17 protein-coding genes and 1 tRNA gene are annotated in these 13,902 nt (G+C 54.3%); 9 read left to right on the top strand and 9 right to left on the bottom strand.

Annotation, left to right across the window (positions count from 1 at the left end; all coding sequences use genetic code 11):
• Positions 1 to 3: 3 nt before the first annotated feature.
• The gene (locus tag ACYOR7_RS11730) at positions 4 to 831 is read right to left on the bottom strand and encodes an AAA family ATPase (RefSeq protein ID WP_294805590.1); all 828 of its coding nucleotides are present in this window, start codon (positions 829 to 831) and stop codon (positions 4 to 6) included.
• An 83-nt stretch (positions 832 to 914) separates the two neighbouring features.
• Here ACYOR7_RS11730 and ACYOR7_RS11735 point away from each other — a divergent pair, with 83 nt between their 5' ends.
• Positions 915 to 1,466 carry a hemerythrin domain-containing protein gene (locus ACYOR7_RS11735; protein WP_479914040.1) on the top strand — a complete coding sequence of 184 codons (552 nt, stop codon included), beginning with the start codon at positions 915 to 917 and terminating at the stop codon, positions 1,464 to 1,466.
• A gap of 1 nt (position 1,467) precedes the next feature.
• Here ACYOR7_RS11735 and ACYOR7_RS11740 read toward each other — a convergent pair whose 3' ends face one another.
• Positions 1,468 to 2,817 (bottom strand): multicopper oxidase domain-containing protein, encoded by a 1,350-nt coding sequence (locus tag ACYOR7_RS11740; protein ID WP_294805592.1) that lies wholly within the window; start codon positions 2,815 to 2,817, stop codon positions 1,468 to 1,470.
• Positions 2,818 to 2,963: 146 nt separating this feature from the next.
• Between ACYOR7_RS11740 and ACYOR7_RS11745 the strand changes: the two genes are divergently transcribed.
• Positions 2,964 to 3,314, top strand: a complete 351-nt coding sequence (locus ACYOR7_RS11745; protein WP_294805593.1) for an antibiotic biosynthesis monooxygenase family protein — start codon at positions 2,964 to 2,966, stop codon at positions 3,312 to 3,314.
• A gap of 4 nt (positions 3,315 to 3,318) precedes the next feature.
• Here ACYOR7_RS11745 and ACYOR7_RS11750 read toward each other — a convergent pair whose 3' ends face one another.
• Positions 3,319 to 3,849 carry a hypothetical protein gene (locus ACYOR7_RS11750; RefSeq protein WP_294805594.1) on the bottom strand — a complete coding sequence of 177 codons (531 nt, stop codon included), beginning with the start codon at positions 3,847 to 3,849 and terminating at the stop codon, positions 3,319 to 3,321.
• Between the two features lie 118 nt (positions 3,850 to 3,967).
• On the opposite strand from ACYOR7_RS11750, the gene ACYOR7_RS11755 reads away from it, so the two are divergent.
• Entirely contained in the window at positions 3,968 to 4,180 is a 213-nt protein-coding gene (locus ACYOR7_RS11755; RefSeq protein WP_294805595.1) for a hypothetical protein, read from the top strand.
• Here the strand turns inward: ACYOR7_RS11755 and ACYOR7_RS11760 are convergent, their stop codons facing one another.
• Positions 4,181 to 5,077, bottom strand: a complete 897-nt coding sequence (locus tag ACYOR7_RS11760) for a VOC family protein (RefSeq protein WP_479914041.1) — start codon at positions 5,075 to 5,077, stop codon at positions 4,181 to 4,183.
• 138 nt (positions 5,078 to 5,215) lie between these two features.
• Between ACYOR7_RS11760 and ACYOR7_RS11765 the strand changes: the two genes are divergently transcribed.
• Complete coding sequence (locus ACYOR7_RS11765) at positions 5,216 to 5,491, top strand: hypothetical protein (RefSeq protein WP_294805597.1); 276 nt, start codon at positions 5,216 to 5,218, stop codon at positions 5,489 to 5,491.
• 325 nt (positions 5,492 to 5,816) lie between these two features.
• Here the strand turns inward: ACYOR7_RS11765 and ACYOR7_RS11770 are convergent, their stop codons facing one another.
• The 3 genes from ACYOR7_RS11770 to ACYOR7_RS11780 form a co-directional block, all read right to left on the bottom strand.
• Positions 5,817 to 6,221, bottom strand: coding sequence for a VOC family protein (locus ACYOR7_RS11770; protein WP_479914042.1), 405 nt, complete (start codon positions 6,219 to 6,221; stop codon positions 5,817 to 5,819).
• A gap of 171 nt (positions 6,222 to 6,392) precedes the next feature.
• The gene (locus ACYOR7_RS11775) at positions 6,393 to 6,539 is read right to left on the bottom strand and encodes a hypothetical protein (protein WP_479914043.1); all 147 of its coding nucleotides are present in this window, start codon (positions 6,537 to 6,539) and stop codon (positions 6,393 to 6,395) included.
• A 47-nt stretch (positions 6,540 to 6,586) separates the two neighbouring features.
• On the bottom strand, positions 6,587 to 7,132 hold the full coding sequence (locus tag ACYOR7_RS11780; protein WP_479914044.1) for a PepSY domain-containing protein: 546 nt from the start codon (positions 7,130 to 7,132) through the stop codon (positions 6,587 to 6,589).
• Between the two features lie 620 nt (positions 7,133 to 7,752).
• Here ACYOR7_RS11780 and ACYOR7_RS11785 point away from each other — a divergent pair.
• Positions 7,753 to 7,876: transfer RNA gene (locus ACYOR7_RS11785), tRNA-Ser, on the top strand.
• Between the two features lies 1 nt (position 7,877).
• On the opposite strand, the gene ACYOR7_RS11790 is transcribed toward ACYOR7_RS11785, so the two are convergent.
• Entirely contained in the window at positions 7,878 to 8,996 is a 1,119-nt protein-coding gene (locus tag ACYOR7_RS11790) for a CBS domain-containing protein (protein ID WP_479914045.1), read from the bottom strand.
• 53 nt (positions 8,997 to 9,049) lie between these two features.
• Between ACYOR7_RS11790 and ACYOR7_RS11795 the strand changes: the two genes are divergently transcribed.
• Positions 9,050 to 10,162 (top strand): PQQ-dependent sugar dehydrogenase, encoded by a 1,113-nt coding sequence (locus ACYOR7_RS11795; RefSeq protein WP_294805366.1) that lies wholly within the window; start codon positions 9,050 to 9,052, stop codon positions 10,160 to 10,162.
• A 191-nt stretch (positions 10,163 to 10,353) separates the two neighbouring features.
• Positions 10,354 to 10,809 (top strand): hypothetical protein, encoded by a 456-nt coding sequence (locus tag ACYOR7_RS11800; RefSeq protein WP_479914046.1) that lies wholly within the window; start codon positions 10,354 to 10,356, stop codon positions 10,807 to 10,809.
• Between the two features lie 153 nt (positions 10,810 to 10,962).
• On the opposite strand, the gene ACYOR7_RS11805 is transcribed toward ACYOR7_RS11800, so the two are convergent.
• A complete protein-coding gene (locus ACYOR7_RS11805) occupies positions 10,963 to 11,373 on the bottom strand; it encodes a cupredoxin domain-containing protein (RefSeq protein WP_294805362.1) in 411 nt (136 codons plus the stop codon).
• Between the two features lie 191 nt (positions 11,374 to 11,564).
• On the opposite strand from ACYOR7_RS11805, the gene ACYOR7_RS11810 reads away from it, so the two are divergent.
• On the top strand, positions 11,565 to 12,824 hold the full coding sequence (locus ACYOR7_RS11810; RefSeq protein WP_479914047.1) for a hydroxymethylglutaryl-CoA reductase, degradative: 1,260 nt from the start codon (positions 11,565 to 11,567) through the stop codon (positions 12,822 to 12,824).
• 99 nt (positions 12,825 to 12,923) lie between these two features.
• Positions 12,924 to 13,901, top strand: coding sequence for an ATP phosphoribosyltransferase (gene hisG / locus ACYOR7_RS11815; protein WP_294805358.1), 978 nt, complete (start codon positions 12,924 to 12,926; stop codon positions 13,899 to 13,901).
• The last annotated feature ends 1 nt before the right edge of the window (position 13,902 follow it).

The following is a 13,902-nucleotide window of genomic DNA, read 5'->3' on the forward strand; positions in this document are numbered from 1 at the left end:
GTGTTACCTGTCGCCAAAGATAGAAGTTATCATGTCCAGGACCTTCTGGTACTCCACCTGGCCCCACTGGTCGTACGCGTTGGCGTACACCACTTCAGCGGCCTGCCTGCCGGAAAGACCTGCGTTGAGCATCTTGGCAAACGCAATCGTCTCCCGGAGCGATGGGCTGTAGTACAGCTCTTCCACCGACGCGGCGTCGCGCAGGCTCCTTGCAAGCTGTATGGCGTGCTTGACGTCGCGCATCCTGCCGTCGTCCATGTTCACATGCCTCTTTACTATCTCTAGTTCCAGCTCTTCCGGCGGGTAGTCAAGCCTCATCCTCACCGGGAACCTGCTCAAGAGCTGCGGCGGAAGCTCCTTCGTGCCTACGTGCGAAAGCGGGTTAATCGTCGCAATCACGAACCAGCCCGGTGACGCCTTTATCAGCTGGCCCTCTGCCTCCTTGAGCACCAGCTGGCGCCTGTCGTCAAGGGCCTCGTCGAGGCGCAAAAGCACGTCTGCCTCGGCGGCGTTGAGCTCGTCAAGGTACAGCATCGTGCCTTCCTTCATCGATTTTACCAGCACGCCTTCTACAAAGCTTATCTGCCCCTTGTCAATCGTCCTAGTGCCGACAAGGTGCGACTCCCTCGTCCTGAGCGAAAAGTTGACGGAATAAAGCTCTTTTTTCATCGCCGAGGCGAACTTGCGCACGAGCGTGGTCTTGCCGGTCCCCTTGGGGCCGATGATTAGCACAAAGAGCCCGGCTTTTTGGGCCTTTTCAAGCACGTCCAGGGCGTTGTTCCAGTCAAGGTAAGTGACTTCTTGACTGCCGTCCAGTTCAGTCGCTGTCATCTCTGAGTTATAGCGAGACGCAATGGTATTTGAGCGTTTAAGCGCAGAGATATTATAGAGAGACGGTGCGCATTTTTCCCGCGGTGAGCACCAGGGAGCTCGTACACGACCACGTCGTCATCAGGCGCATACGCGACGTCGCGCAGAGGTGCTCCGACAGGCTGTACGCCGGCGACGACATCCCGCTTGAGGAGATAGAGATAATCTCCGTGGTCATTGAGGAGTTTGTCGACGCGTTCCACCACGGCAAGGAGGAAAAGGCGTACTTTCCGGCAAGCGAGCACAAAAGCGAGGGCTACGCGGAGGAGGTGCGCAAGTTCACGATAGAGCACGAGTTCGGTCGCAGGGTCGCAAGGATGATGCTCCGCAACCTGAAAGAGTGGAAGAGTGGAGCTGCCAACGGCAGAGAACCCGTCGCGCGGTTTTTGAAAACGTACGCCGCGTTTGTAACCGACCACACAGGCAAGGAGGAAAAGTTCTTTGAAGCGGCTGAAAAGAGCATTTCAAGCGAGGAGGACAGGCAGATCCTGCGCCACTATGAATCGTGCAGGAGAGAGGCAGGCGGAAGCGCAAGGGTACAGGAATTGCTAAAGCTGGTAGAGTACCTGGAAGAAAGGAAGTGGATGAAAAAATAACTCACCCCACAGTCACGCTTCCTTCCATCCACGGATGCAGCGCGCAGTAATAGTCGTACTTGCCTGCGCTGTCGAACTTGTGCGTCCACGAGCCGCCAGCGTATATCATCGACGAGTCAAAGGCTCCCTTCCTGTCCGTGACGGTATGCATGGTGGCGTCATGGTTTTCCCATGTCAGTTCCGATCCTGCGTTGACGGACATTTCGCGCGGGGAATAGTTCTCTTTTTGCTTGTTGTCCCACGAGCCTTTTGCAATCGCGACCTGCGGTCCCGTGCCGTGATGGCCTGCTGCAGGGGCGGCGGTAGCTGTGGCGTTGTTTGCACCGCTGGCGTGCTCTGTCGTCGTCATCTCCGGCTTTTGCAGCTTTTCAATCTGCTCGTGCTGCCAGCCTATCATTGACTCTGCCTGGTACGGCCCCTGCGATGGCTCGACCATTATCTCGCCCATGTTGCCCCGCTCCTCCTGCAGGCCGTGGCTGTGGAATAGGTACGTCCCTGGCCACTTCCACTTTGCCTCGATGATGGCGGCGTTTCCCGGCCCTATCTCGACAGTCTGGGCGTCTATTGGAGCATTGGACCAGAGCCCCGATGGGTACGCCTTGAAGATGGTGCTGTGCAGGTGGAACGAATATGGAATCGTGGTGCCCATGTTAATGACGTACATCCTGACAAGCTCGCCCTGCTTGGCGTGCAGCATGTTGTCTCCCATGTACTGGTCCGCGTAACCGTTTACGAGATAGTACTTTGGCACAAAGTTCTCTTGATTCTCTGGGTCAAACTCTCCCATCACTATCGCAAACTCCCTTGCAGGAGCGGGCTTATCCTTGGGGTCTATTATCAGCGCGCCGTACATGCCCATCCTGATGTGGTGCGACGTCGGGTACGCGTGGCAGTGGTACATCAGCGCGCCTGCAGGGTCGGCCACGAAGGTATAGTTGTACGTCTGCCCGGGAAGTATCTGCGGGTTGACGCCGTCGCTTTCGTCGTCGTGATTCCCGTGCAGGTGAACAGTGTGAGCAAGAGGGGTCTTGTTTATGAAATGCAGAGTGACGTTGTCGCCCTCGGTGAACCGGAGGGTCGGCCCGGGCACGGTGCCGTTGTACGTCCACGCCTTCACCCGCTCGCCGGGCGCTATCTCTATCTCGGCCTCCTCGGCCACGAGCGTGACTTCCTTCTTTTTAGCACCATCATTATTATTACCGCCTGCCGCCGCTGCCACCACTCCCGCCGCCTGGCCTTCTGGCGCAAGGAAGAAGAGCGAGCCGGCCGCTGCGCTTGAAACGACTGCAGCCACGATTGCAAAGGCGAGGAGCTTTTTCCCTCCAGTATTGCTGTTGTTTTCACTCGACATGGAAAAGCTGTCCCCAGTTTTGCATATAGGCAGGCCGTATACACAGCAAGCCCGCCTCTGTACCATAATCGCCTGCAACCTTTTGCAGCCGACAGCAGGTGTGCGCCTGATTGCCGGCGCTTGCAATGCAGACTTTTTGTTTTAATATGGGCGGAACAAACGTGATGCCGTTGGCCGACTGGCTGGTGGAAAAGCGCGCGCTCTTGGAAGGCGTCATGTTCGTGGCAATAGCCGAGATCGAGCTGAAGAAAGGAAAGGAGGAAGCTTTCAAAAAGTGGTTTTCGCAGTCAAACCGCGTTCTTGCAGGGCAGGACGGCTTTATTGCAAGAAGGCTGCTAAAGTCGCCTGCTGGGCAGCACATCATAATGGTCCTCATGGAAAGCAGAGAGGCGTTTGCCAAGATGCATACAACGCAGGAGCACGCCAGGCTGCACGCGGAGGCGCTTGCCTTCATGGCAAGGCCGCCGAAAATATCCGCGTACGAGTCTGCGGCCTGAAACACTATTCGTCGACGGTGAGCGTGAGCATCGTGTTTGACACCATGATGTCCACGCGCCTGTTCAGGATCTCGTTGAATATCTGCTCCAAAAGCGTCTTGTGGTAGAGCGACCAATTGTAGCCGAGGTCGTGCTTCATGACAAAGACGTGCCGGCCCTCGTTTTCGCTGTGGGAAAACTCTATCGACGAGCTTTTCATCCTAGTCTCAAGCCATGACAGGAACGACGAGAGGTCCATCCTAGTCTTCATGAAAAGCGCGATGTCGTGGACCACGCCTTTTCCTATTTTTTGCGCCATCTCGATTATCGCCTCCCTGTCCATGCTGTCAAAGAGCGCGTGCACCAGCGGCCTTGCGATTGGTATCATGCCGACCTTGGGCTCGTACACGTCCCACTCGACAAAGCGCTTCAGTATCTGGTTGACAAGCGTGTTGAGGCTGACTTCGCGCTTGTCAGACTCTGACCTGAGCTTGCCCATGACGCTCTCTTCGATGCGGAATGTCATCGTGACTGTTTTTTTAGAATCATCTGTCATGGACAAGTAGATTTTCCACGTTTGAACTATAATAACGATGCTGAAACGCTGAAACCGATTGCAGGCGATTGCAATGCGTACCTGACGCATAAGTATTGATATTGTCATATACGCAGCGTTGGTCCTTGGATGTAGGGGGCTGTGCACCCGGCTGGAGACTATTGGCGGGGGCAAGAACTCGGCGTACAGCCTCGGCTACAAGCGCTGCTCGTCCTGCGACATCTACATAAAGTGGGACAGCTGTCGGTGCCCATGCTGCAAGCTGCCGCTGCGCGTGAAAAAAAGGACGAAGCAGAGCAGCAGTAGTAGCAGTATCGTCGCAGCGTACTGATTATTTGTAGTACAGTTTTATGGCAATGCCGTCAGGGTCGCGCACGGTGACAGAGCCGCGCTCTTGCGACGCCAGCAGCACGCCCCGGCTCGACAGATTATTTGTCGCTCGCTGCAGCTCTTTTTCATCGGGGACTTTGATAGCAAAGTGGTTCAGGCCGACTTCCTCCTCTTCCGGTGAGGCAGCGGCGACAACATCGTTGCCAAGCCACGTGTTTACCGCGACATGGTGGTGATAACTCCCTGCGGCAAAAAAGTACGCGCCGGGAAGCGCAAGTGTGAGGCCAAAGCCAAGGGCCTGCGAGTAAAACTGCATTGCCTTGTCAAGGTCGCGCACGTGCAGGTGCATATGGCCTATGGTGGTTCCCGCTGGCACGCCCTTCCAGCCTGCGGTCGTGGCCTGCGCCAGCAGGTTTTCCGTGTCCAGTCTTTCAGTCACCACCTTGACACGCCCTCCAGACAATAGCTGCCATTCCGCGCGGGGCCTGTCCCGGTAGATCTCTATGCCGTTGAAATCCGGGTCGCGGATGTACACCGATTCGGAAACGCCGTGGTCGGCCATGCCGTCAAAGTGCACCTGGCCGCGCCTTTCCCCAAGGAGCACGAGTGCGTCGGCAAGGAATTTCCTTTCCGGCAGGAGCATCGCAAAATGGTACAGCCCCGCCCTCTTCTTCTCGTACCCTGCCGGCTTTGCAGCCTTGCGCAGCTCCACGAGGTGCTTGGAGTTGCCGTCGGAAGAGAGAAGCGCCCTATCGCCGGACGGCCTTCCCACCACCTCGAATCCGAGAATAGACTGGTAGAACTCTAGCGACTGCGGGATGTCCGACACGTTCAGGCTGACGTAGCCTATCCTGGTGGAAGGGTGGGCCATAAAATGTTCGCCGGCAGCAGCTGCCATTATCGTCATATTGTGCGCACGCCGGCGTATTAAAGAGGGCAGCAGGTCGAGTCAGGCACTTGTACAAAGAGGCAGATGTTCTGTACAATCAATAAAAATAATATTTATTCGGGCGCCAAGGACGAACTGTAGTAGGAAATGCCAAAAGAGCTTTCAGAAGCGCAAGCGTGGGAGATAATAAACCCAGTATGCAGGGAGCTGTTCGAGTTAGTCAACGAAAAGATGGTAAGGTTCGTCTCTGCGACAGAAAGCGACAGCGGGACGTACACAATAAATTTGAAATCAAGCCGCATCCACCTTGCGTCGCGCGGGTTCAAGGACAGCATCGGCGACGTAGAGTACGGCGAAGGCAAGATGAGGATAGGGCTGCGGGCAAACGGCAGGCCGGGGAATATCTTTATTGACCTAGAATAAGTAATGCATGGCCCTGTTTTTCAAGCGTGCATAAATGCATAATTTGAGCACGCTTGTGCATAATTCCTTGCAGCAGTGTATTTACAATGAACAATTTCAGCCACATATTGTGTGCTTCTGCACAAGAAGATAAAAGAGCTAATAATTTCACCCTACGCTGCTACTTTTGCAGCGGAGAATTCGAGTTCCTCTAGGTCCGGACTAGTTCAGCTCATCATCTATGAACTCGTTGGGATTTGAATCCCATATTCAAGATGAAACCCTTTGGACCATTATTCCTCATGATGGTCCAGTAACAATGTTACGAAGCGACGATGATGCCACCTCAGGTGGTGGAGTCAATCTTGCCTCTAAACTCCTGCATAACATAAGGCCGTTTGTTTTCATACATGACAAGGGCATTACCTGCAGGATCGCGGAAAGTGCAGCATGGACCGGGAGGAATTTCAATTCTGCTTTCTTCCTTCCAGCCTCTTGATTTTAGTTGCCTAGCTGCGTTTTCAAGGTTCTCCACCTGATATATCAGCATCACATCATTCCTTTTGATGTGGTCGGCAAGTAGAACATACGGCTTCTTCTCACCCTTCAAAAGATCAATGCATGCAACCCAAACTCCGTAGGCATGTATTTTCCATAGCAGTTCGCCTCCAAGCACTTGTGTGTAGTATCTCACCGAAGATTCGATATCAGGCGCAGGAACATACAGAAAGTCAAGAGACTTGAGCATCATCTTCCTTACTGCAGAGATTGAAATGAACTTTTGGAGTGGCGGATCAGATGGAATGCCAAAGACCCTGAAAAAGAGGTGATCGATAGAACCCCTATGATTTTCAATAGTTTAGTCGCTATTTCAATACACATTTGTGTGATCATTTTTGCGGATCTATTTCGATACGTTACATCAGACATTTGGATGCGTCTCGTCCTGCCAGCACTGCAAGCAATAGTCGCCTGTTACCTGGAATATCTCGGCCCTCCTCTGAGAGCAGTGCTCGCAATCTAGCGCGCCTGGCTCTTGTTGCCCGCCGCCTTGATTATGGCTTGTCATTTTTGCTGGGCCTCCTCGACGATCTTTAACAAAGAAGAGAGGAGGGGCTAGTGCCACATCCCCCAGCCAAATCCATGCCCCTTCCAGGGTCCGCCCCACCATCCTCCATGCCAAGGTCCTCCCCAGTGTCCAGACATTTGGCCGAACGAACCCAGAGGATGGCCTTCAGAGGTGTAGAGCACCTGGCCGTTTCCCGCGTCAACTATGACCAGATGTCCTGTCTGGTTTGAAGTGTCTGCCACAAAGAACGTGTGCACGAGATATCCCTGCACCATGCCCATGTGCCCGCCAAGCACGGTCCCGTTGGCCACCTGCTCCTGCGCAGTCTTGGCCGCTGCTACAAAGGGCACCTTGACGTTTTCATTGATAAAGCCCGTTGTTTCATTTGCGACGCTCACCGATCCTTTTATTTCAGGCACATTCTTCATCATCATGCCTCCGCCTGCCCCTCGCATCCACATCATTGTCTGTTGTTGCTGCTGTTGTGCAGCTGCCTGTGCCATCATAGACGATGCCACGAAAATTGCAGACACTGCGACGACAGCTAGAATGCTAACTACGATCACTTTCTTGCTGAGAAAGTTTGTTGACATGCGTAAACTAGGCAGAGAATTATTTTAACCCTTGTTTACCCATGACACGTAATATAGTTACCCGAGGTCTGCGGTCTTGCATTTTGTGATAGCACACAGCGCATGATTCTATGCAACGGCTTCTTTATTGTGTAGATAACGCCTGACGTCTCTTCTCGATAGCAAATAGAATGCTGCCAGGCTGGTAGCAACCGAGCGGATAGGCCGTACGAACTGTCAAAGGTGCCTATGAAGCCCTGCCAGCTGACAGAATGCAAATCCAAAAAATATACGTTTGAACAAAAAAATTAAGAATATCTCACGCCTATCGATCTTGAATATTGTATTATAACAATTTCTTTAGTAATTGTTAAATATTTTGCACATGATATTACGTCATGGCGTCTGCCCTTTCAAAGTATTTTGCAAACGCGTTCAGGACAAGACCTGAGAAGCGGCCTCCCAGGTACAAATGGTCGTGCTACATGTGCCAGCTTGATTTCGACGATTTACAGGAAAGGGAGGAGCATGTAAGGACTGTGCATTATGGAGAAGTCGAATAAGCCAGAACCATAAAGCTCCTCTGCCTACCCAAATCCGTTATAACGTATAAAAGTAGGCGGGCAAGAGGATTGCATTGCGCGGACGTGGCAGAGTGGTCTCTCTACGCGAGACACAGTAATGCGTCGGCCTTGAGTCGGTTATGGCCGGACAGAAAGCCGATTCGCCTTCGGGCGATCAGGAGTTCAAATCTCCTCGTCCGCGCCTACACTTCTTCTTCGGCTTTCCTTGCTGACTCGCGGTGCTCCCTGCCCTTTACCTTCTGCGTGTGCTCGGCCTTTATCTGCCTGTCAAGCTTTTCTATCAGCTCTTTTGCCGCGCTTATCGGGTCATAGCCCACCGCCTTTGCGTTTATCACGCCCCTTGCGGTCATCAGCCGGCACCTGACAGAGTATTTCCGGGTCTTGTGCTTGTCCGCGTACACTATTACAGACTGGATGTCGCCCAGCTTGCCCTGGATTTTTTTCACGAATTTTGCAATTTGCTCTTCTATCTCGCGCCTGTCCCGGTCGTCTTCAAGGTGCGCCATGTGTATTGCCGGCCCGTCCTTTTTGGGAGGCAGTATCAGCTCCAGCGCGTCCTTTGGCGTCACTATTCCCATCGGCCTGCCGTCGCCCACCACCACTATCTCCTCGTTGCGCCTGAAATGCTCCGACAGCTCGTTCATCTTTGTCCCCCGCTCGACGGACACCGCCCTTCGCATGATGTCTTTTACCTTCACGTCGCCCTGCACCTTGGACTTGTCCCCCGAGATGCCGGCGGACCGGCTCGTGCGCTCCTTGGGGTTTGTCGCCGTTATGGACGCGGCATCGAGTATGTTTATGACCCCGCAGAGGACGCCCTTTTTGCTTATCACGGGCAATCGGGAGATATTGTAGCGGCGCATCTTTGACATGGCGTCCGCAAGTTGGGTCCCCTCTTCAATTACAATGGCGCCGGACATCACCTCGTCGACGATGGCGTGGCCAAAGTCGGCAGTCTGGGCGATGTCCGTCTCGCTGACGATTCCGGCGAGCCTGCCGTTGCTTTCAACGACGGGAAGCGCCCTGTTGCCGCTTCCAAGAACCAGCCTTGCGGCCTTTTCGACGTCGTCGTCAAGGCTAAGAGCCTGCGTGTTGACCGCGTGGCCCTTTATTTTCGAGGCCGGCTGGGCGCTTGAGGAAAGGAGGTGCTTGGCAAAAACCATGCCAGCATACCTGCCTCCGTCGTCTATTAGCGGCAGCTGGTTCACCGACCTGTCTATCATGACGGAAAACGCCTTGGCTACGGTATCTTCCGAGGCGACGCTTGCGACGTCTGCAACCATGATGTCGGATACTTTCATAGGGTAAAGACGAGGGATTACATTTTAAGCCTTCTCCACCCAACCCCTTTGCGATGGAGCGGGACCGTAAGCTGACGCTTGTGGCGGCGGTGGCAATCATCATCGCGTCCGTGGCGACGATATTTTTCACGCCCTCTTCGACTACGATACCAATCCCCGAGCCGTCATCGGGCAAAAACAGCACTGGCATTAGCTCCGGCATAAAGGTGGTGGCAGAGAATCTAGACGTTCCTTGGGCTATCGATGTGGCGCAGGACGGCCGGCTGTTCTTCACCGAAAGGACAGGAGCGATACGGGTCGTGGCTGCAAACGGCACGCTCCTTTCGGACCCTGCGGCGTACATCAACGTGGCGCAGCAGGGCGAGGCAGGACTTCTTGGCCTTGCGCTCCACCCCAATTTTGCTCAGAACCACCTGCTCTACATCTACCAGACGTACACCAACGGCACGGCAGTCTTTAACAAGGTCATGATGCTGACAGAGAAGGACAACAAGATCGTTGACTCCAAGGTCGTACTTGACAAGATACCGGCCTCTGACAGGAACGACGGCGGCAGGATAAGGTTCGGGCCGGACGGCAAATTATACATTGCAACAGGCGACGTCAAGCAGCCACAGCTTGCGCAGAACGCCGGCTCGCTTGCAGGCAAGATACTGCGCATAAACCCGGACGGCTCGATACCGGAGGACAATCCGTTCTCCGGCTCGCCCGTCTACTCGTACGGCCACAGAAACGTGCAAGGGCTTGCCTGGGACGCGAAAGGCAACATGTACGCGGCGGAGCACGGCGAGTCTGGCAACGATGAAATCAACCTGATAAAGCCGGGCGAAAACTATGGCTGGCCGGTCGAGGAATGCGACGCCAAGAGGTTTGAAAAGCCGGTCGCGTGTTTCAACCCTGCCATTGCGCCGTCAGGCATGGCGATTGCACACTCGGACAAGCTGGGCTACAAGGGCGACCTGCTCGTCGCGTCGCTCAAGGCGATGCAGCTGCGCAAGGTCGACCTTTCAAACAACACAACCATGAACATCCTGACGAGCTACGGCAGGATACGCGACGTGGTGGAGGCTCCCGACGGCACGCTGTACGTGCTGACTTCAAACCGCGACGGAAGGGCGATACCCAACCCCGGCGACGACAAGATACTGCACATACAGGAACCTTGAGGGAGGGGTTCACACACGCCTTTGACGGCGTTAGCAGATTCTTTTCTAGAATTTTTTGCCTTGGTTCTTAAAATAACAGGCTAGGCATAATATTATCCACATATACGGCATCATCATCAACAAAAATCCCACGCGGCAAGACAGAGAGGGCGCTTGCAACCTTTACCCTAGTGAGCGCTGGTTTTACGCTGTTGGGCGGCTTTACCAACGCCTACGGCTGGCTTGGGACTTTGATGAAAACTCAGGATGCAAGGGAGCAGGATCTGCAGCCGCAAATAGAGTACGCCAAGAGTGCGTTATGGACGTGCTCCGACATGGCAAATACGGAAAAAGCAGTGGCCTACAGGAACCTCGAAAAGGCGTCCAAGATGCTGCAGCTTCTCCATGACTATGACGGTGCCAGAAGGATATTTGAGAACTATACCTCGGTGATTGTCAATTGCAGGGTCAGCTCCTATTACGATTCGCCCAGCGCAGGAAACGAGACTTTGAATCCTCCGCTTTTTACAGGCAACCCGGATATTTTCGGTCCGCCCTCTGATGGAGGAAGCCGATCGGAAGGAGCCTCTTCTTCTCTTATGTTCTTGATACCCCTTGCCGCAACTGCAGTTTTTGGAGTCCTCTGGTATACGACCCGCAAAAAATGAGGCATGAAAAAATAGGCTTTTGCCATGACGTGAATGCCAGCAGGGTATACGTGTTGGTAGTGCAACGGTGCCTGCCGATAAAACAAGTGTAAAGGAAATGGGTGGTGGTGTATGGAGTATCTATTGCGTACGTTATGCCGTGTACCCTTTCTTTTAGCTGGCGCCGGCTGGCTCTACCTTGAGCTTGCCAACCATCGACGGGTGGAGCATACAGAAGTACGAATAGTCGCCCGGCGCAGTCGGCTTGAATTCCTGCGTCTTGTTTGGCAGTATGACGTCAGGACCTCCATCTGCCTTGACCCCGAACTTGCCGTCAGGCGTGCCCGAACCTGATGTTACGGTATGCCCGCTAGAGTCCTTGTTTGTCCACGTCACCGTGTCGCCTACGTGGACATCGGAGGGACTTGGAGAAAATGCGTGGTCGCCCTTGTCTTCCGCTCCCGACACAATGTCGATATTTACGTTGGCAGCAAAGGCTGCCTGACTCGTCGTTGTAAAAGCCAGCACGGCTGCTGCCAGGATGGCGGCAGTGCCTGCGGCTGCAAAGGTTGTCTTCCTGTTCATTAGCGCTGTGCAACTTTTTGAGGAATTAAAAAGGTTTCGTAAAAAATATAGAATAATAACATAAAAAATTTCACGAATAACATATAACGAAGAACTTTCTTTCATGCATTATTTTAGGCAGATGTCGATTCTTGTTGCAGCATAGGGCGGTGACAAGATTTTAAGTGTGGCCAAGCTGCAGGCTAACTGCCTTGGGCGAGCAGAAAAAGAAATTCTACGAGATGGGCCGCGAGGAGCGGCTTGCGTTCCTTAGCGAGTCGGCAGGGCTGACGGGCGAGGAAACGGCGTCATTTGGCCAGCCCCTTGCGTTTGACGGGGCAAACAGGATGGTCGAAAACGCGGTCGGCATAATGTCGATCCCACTCGGCATAGCGACCGGCTTTGTGATAAACGGCGTCGAGCGCCTCGTGCCAATGGCGATAGAAGAGCCGTCCGTGATAGCGGCTGCTAGCAAGGCGGCCAAGATTGCCAAGGCGAAGGGCGGCTTTTTCGCGGAGGCAGGCGAGTCGCTCATGATAGGGCAGGTGCAGGTGGTTGCGCTGCGCAAAAAAGAGATAGACGTGGCAAAGCGAAAAGTGCTTGCGCGCAAAAAAGAGCTGCTGGCGATTGCAAATTCAAAGAGCAGGGCAGTCTCGGCAGTCGGCCTGCAGGCGCGCGTGGTAAAAGACTCTAGCAGGAACAGGATGGGCAGCATGCTCGTTGTCGAATTGATAATAGATGCCAAGGACGCGATGGGCGCAAACGCGGTGAACACGATGTGCGAGGCGATAGCGCCAAGGGTCGCCGAGATAACTGGAGGCGACGTTGTTCTAAAGATCCTGTCAAACTATGCGACAAAAAGGATGGTCCGGTGCAGGGCGGTGTTTGGCAGGGACGAGCTTGGAGGCAAAGAAACGGTCGAGCGGATGCTGTACGCGTACGCCCTCGCGCATTCCGATGTCTACCGCGCAGTCACGCACAACAAGGGCGTCATGAACGGGGTCGATGCGGTGGCGCTTGCGACGGGGCAGGACTTTCGAGCTATAGAGGCCGGCGCCCATGCATGGGCGGCGCGTGACGGCACGTACCGCTCCCTCACGAGGTGGTGGCGCACAAAGGGCGGAGACCTTGCAGGAGAGATAGAGCTCCCGCTGGCAGTTGGGGTCGTAGGCGGAGTCGCAAACGTGCATCCCACCGCAAAACTTGCACTAAAGGTGCTCGGGGTAAACAATGCAAAAGAGCTTGCGATGGCAATAGCCGCCGCCGGCCTTGCCCAGAACCTTGCTGCGATGCGCGCCCTTGCGTCTGAGGGCATACAGAAGGGCCACATGCGCCTGCACGCAAGAAACGTCGCGGTGATGGCCGGCGCCAGCGGCGCCGAAGTCGACGCGGTTGCAAAGAAAATAGCGGACGAAGGGCAGGTCAGCGTGGAAAAGGCGAAAGAAGCGCTTGCGAGCCTGCGCAAAGGCTAGCTGCCATAAATTTTTCAAGATAATTGGCAAGTTTTGAAAGACCTGGTGGCATCCACTACAAGATATATATGCGATAGCGCGATTTGTGAACCTGCACATATGCCCACTGTCAAATTTGCGGTCCCAAAAGGAAGCATTGAGGAAGTCACTTTCAAGCTTCTGGAGCAGGCCTACCAGAGCGTGAGCGGCAGGGGCCGGACGTACAGGGTGAGGCTCTCCGACCCGGAGATAGAGGCCAAGATCTTGAGGCCGCAAGAGATCCCAACCTATGTCCAGGAAGGGTTCTACGACGTGGGCATAACCGGCAGGGACTGGATAAAGGAGGCCAAGGCGGACGTCGAAGTGCTCCTCGACCTAGAGATAGGCAAGGTCAAGCAGGTTATTGCGGTCCCAAGCAGCTTTCCGTACGGGAGCCTCGACGAGATGGTGGCCGACTTTGCCAAAAAGAACAAGACGTTGCGCTTTTCGTCCGAGTACCTGACTACTACTTCGGCGTACATCAAGTCGACCAAGGCGTACAAAAAGGCGTACGGCGACTCTGACCCCATGATAGTGACGCCGTGGCTGCGCGTGGGCGACAACAAAAAGGTCGAGATATTCCTTTCCTTTGGCGCAACTGAGGCCAAGCCGCCAGAAGATGTCGACGCGATTTTCGACATCACGGAAACAGGAACGACATTGGTGCAAAATAACCTAAAGATAATCGACACCGTCGCCACGTCGACGGCAGTGCTTGTCGCAAACAAGAAAGCGCTAAAGGACGAGAAAAAGCGCGAAAAAATTGCCGACATGGTGGTGTTGCTAAAGGGCGTCGTCGACGGCCGCAAGAAATTGCACATCTTTGTCAACGTCAAGAAGGAGAACCTCGACAGGCTGTTGAAGTCATTGCCGGCGCTAAAGAGGCCGACAATAAGCCCGCTTTCCGAGGACGGCTGGTTCGGCGTCAACACGGTCATCGACAAGGAGGAGTTCATCAGGATAGTGCCAAAGATGAGGAGGCTGGCGCAGGGCCTGGTGGTCCTTGAGCCGAGGCAGATACTGCCGCTTGAAGAGGTAAACCTGGACGGATATTCGTAGC

This window comes from Candidatus Nitrososphaera sp. 86-2, from assembly GCF_056726185.1.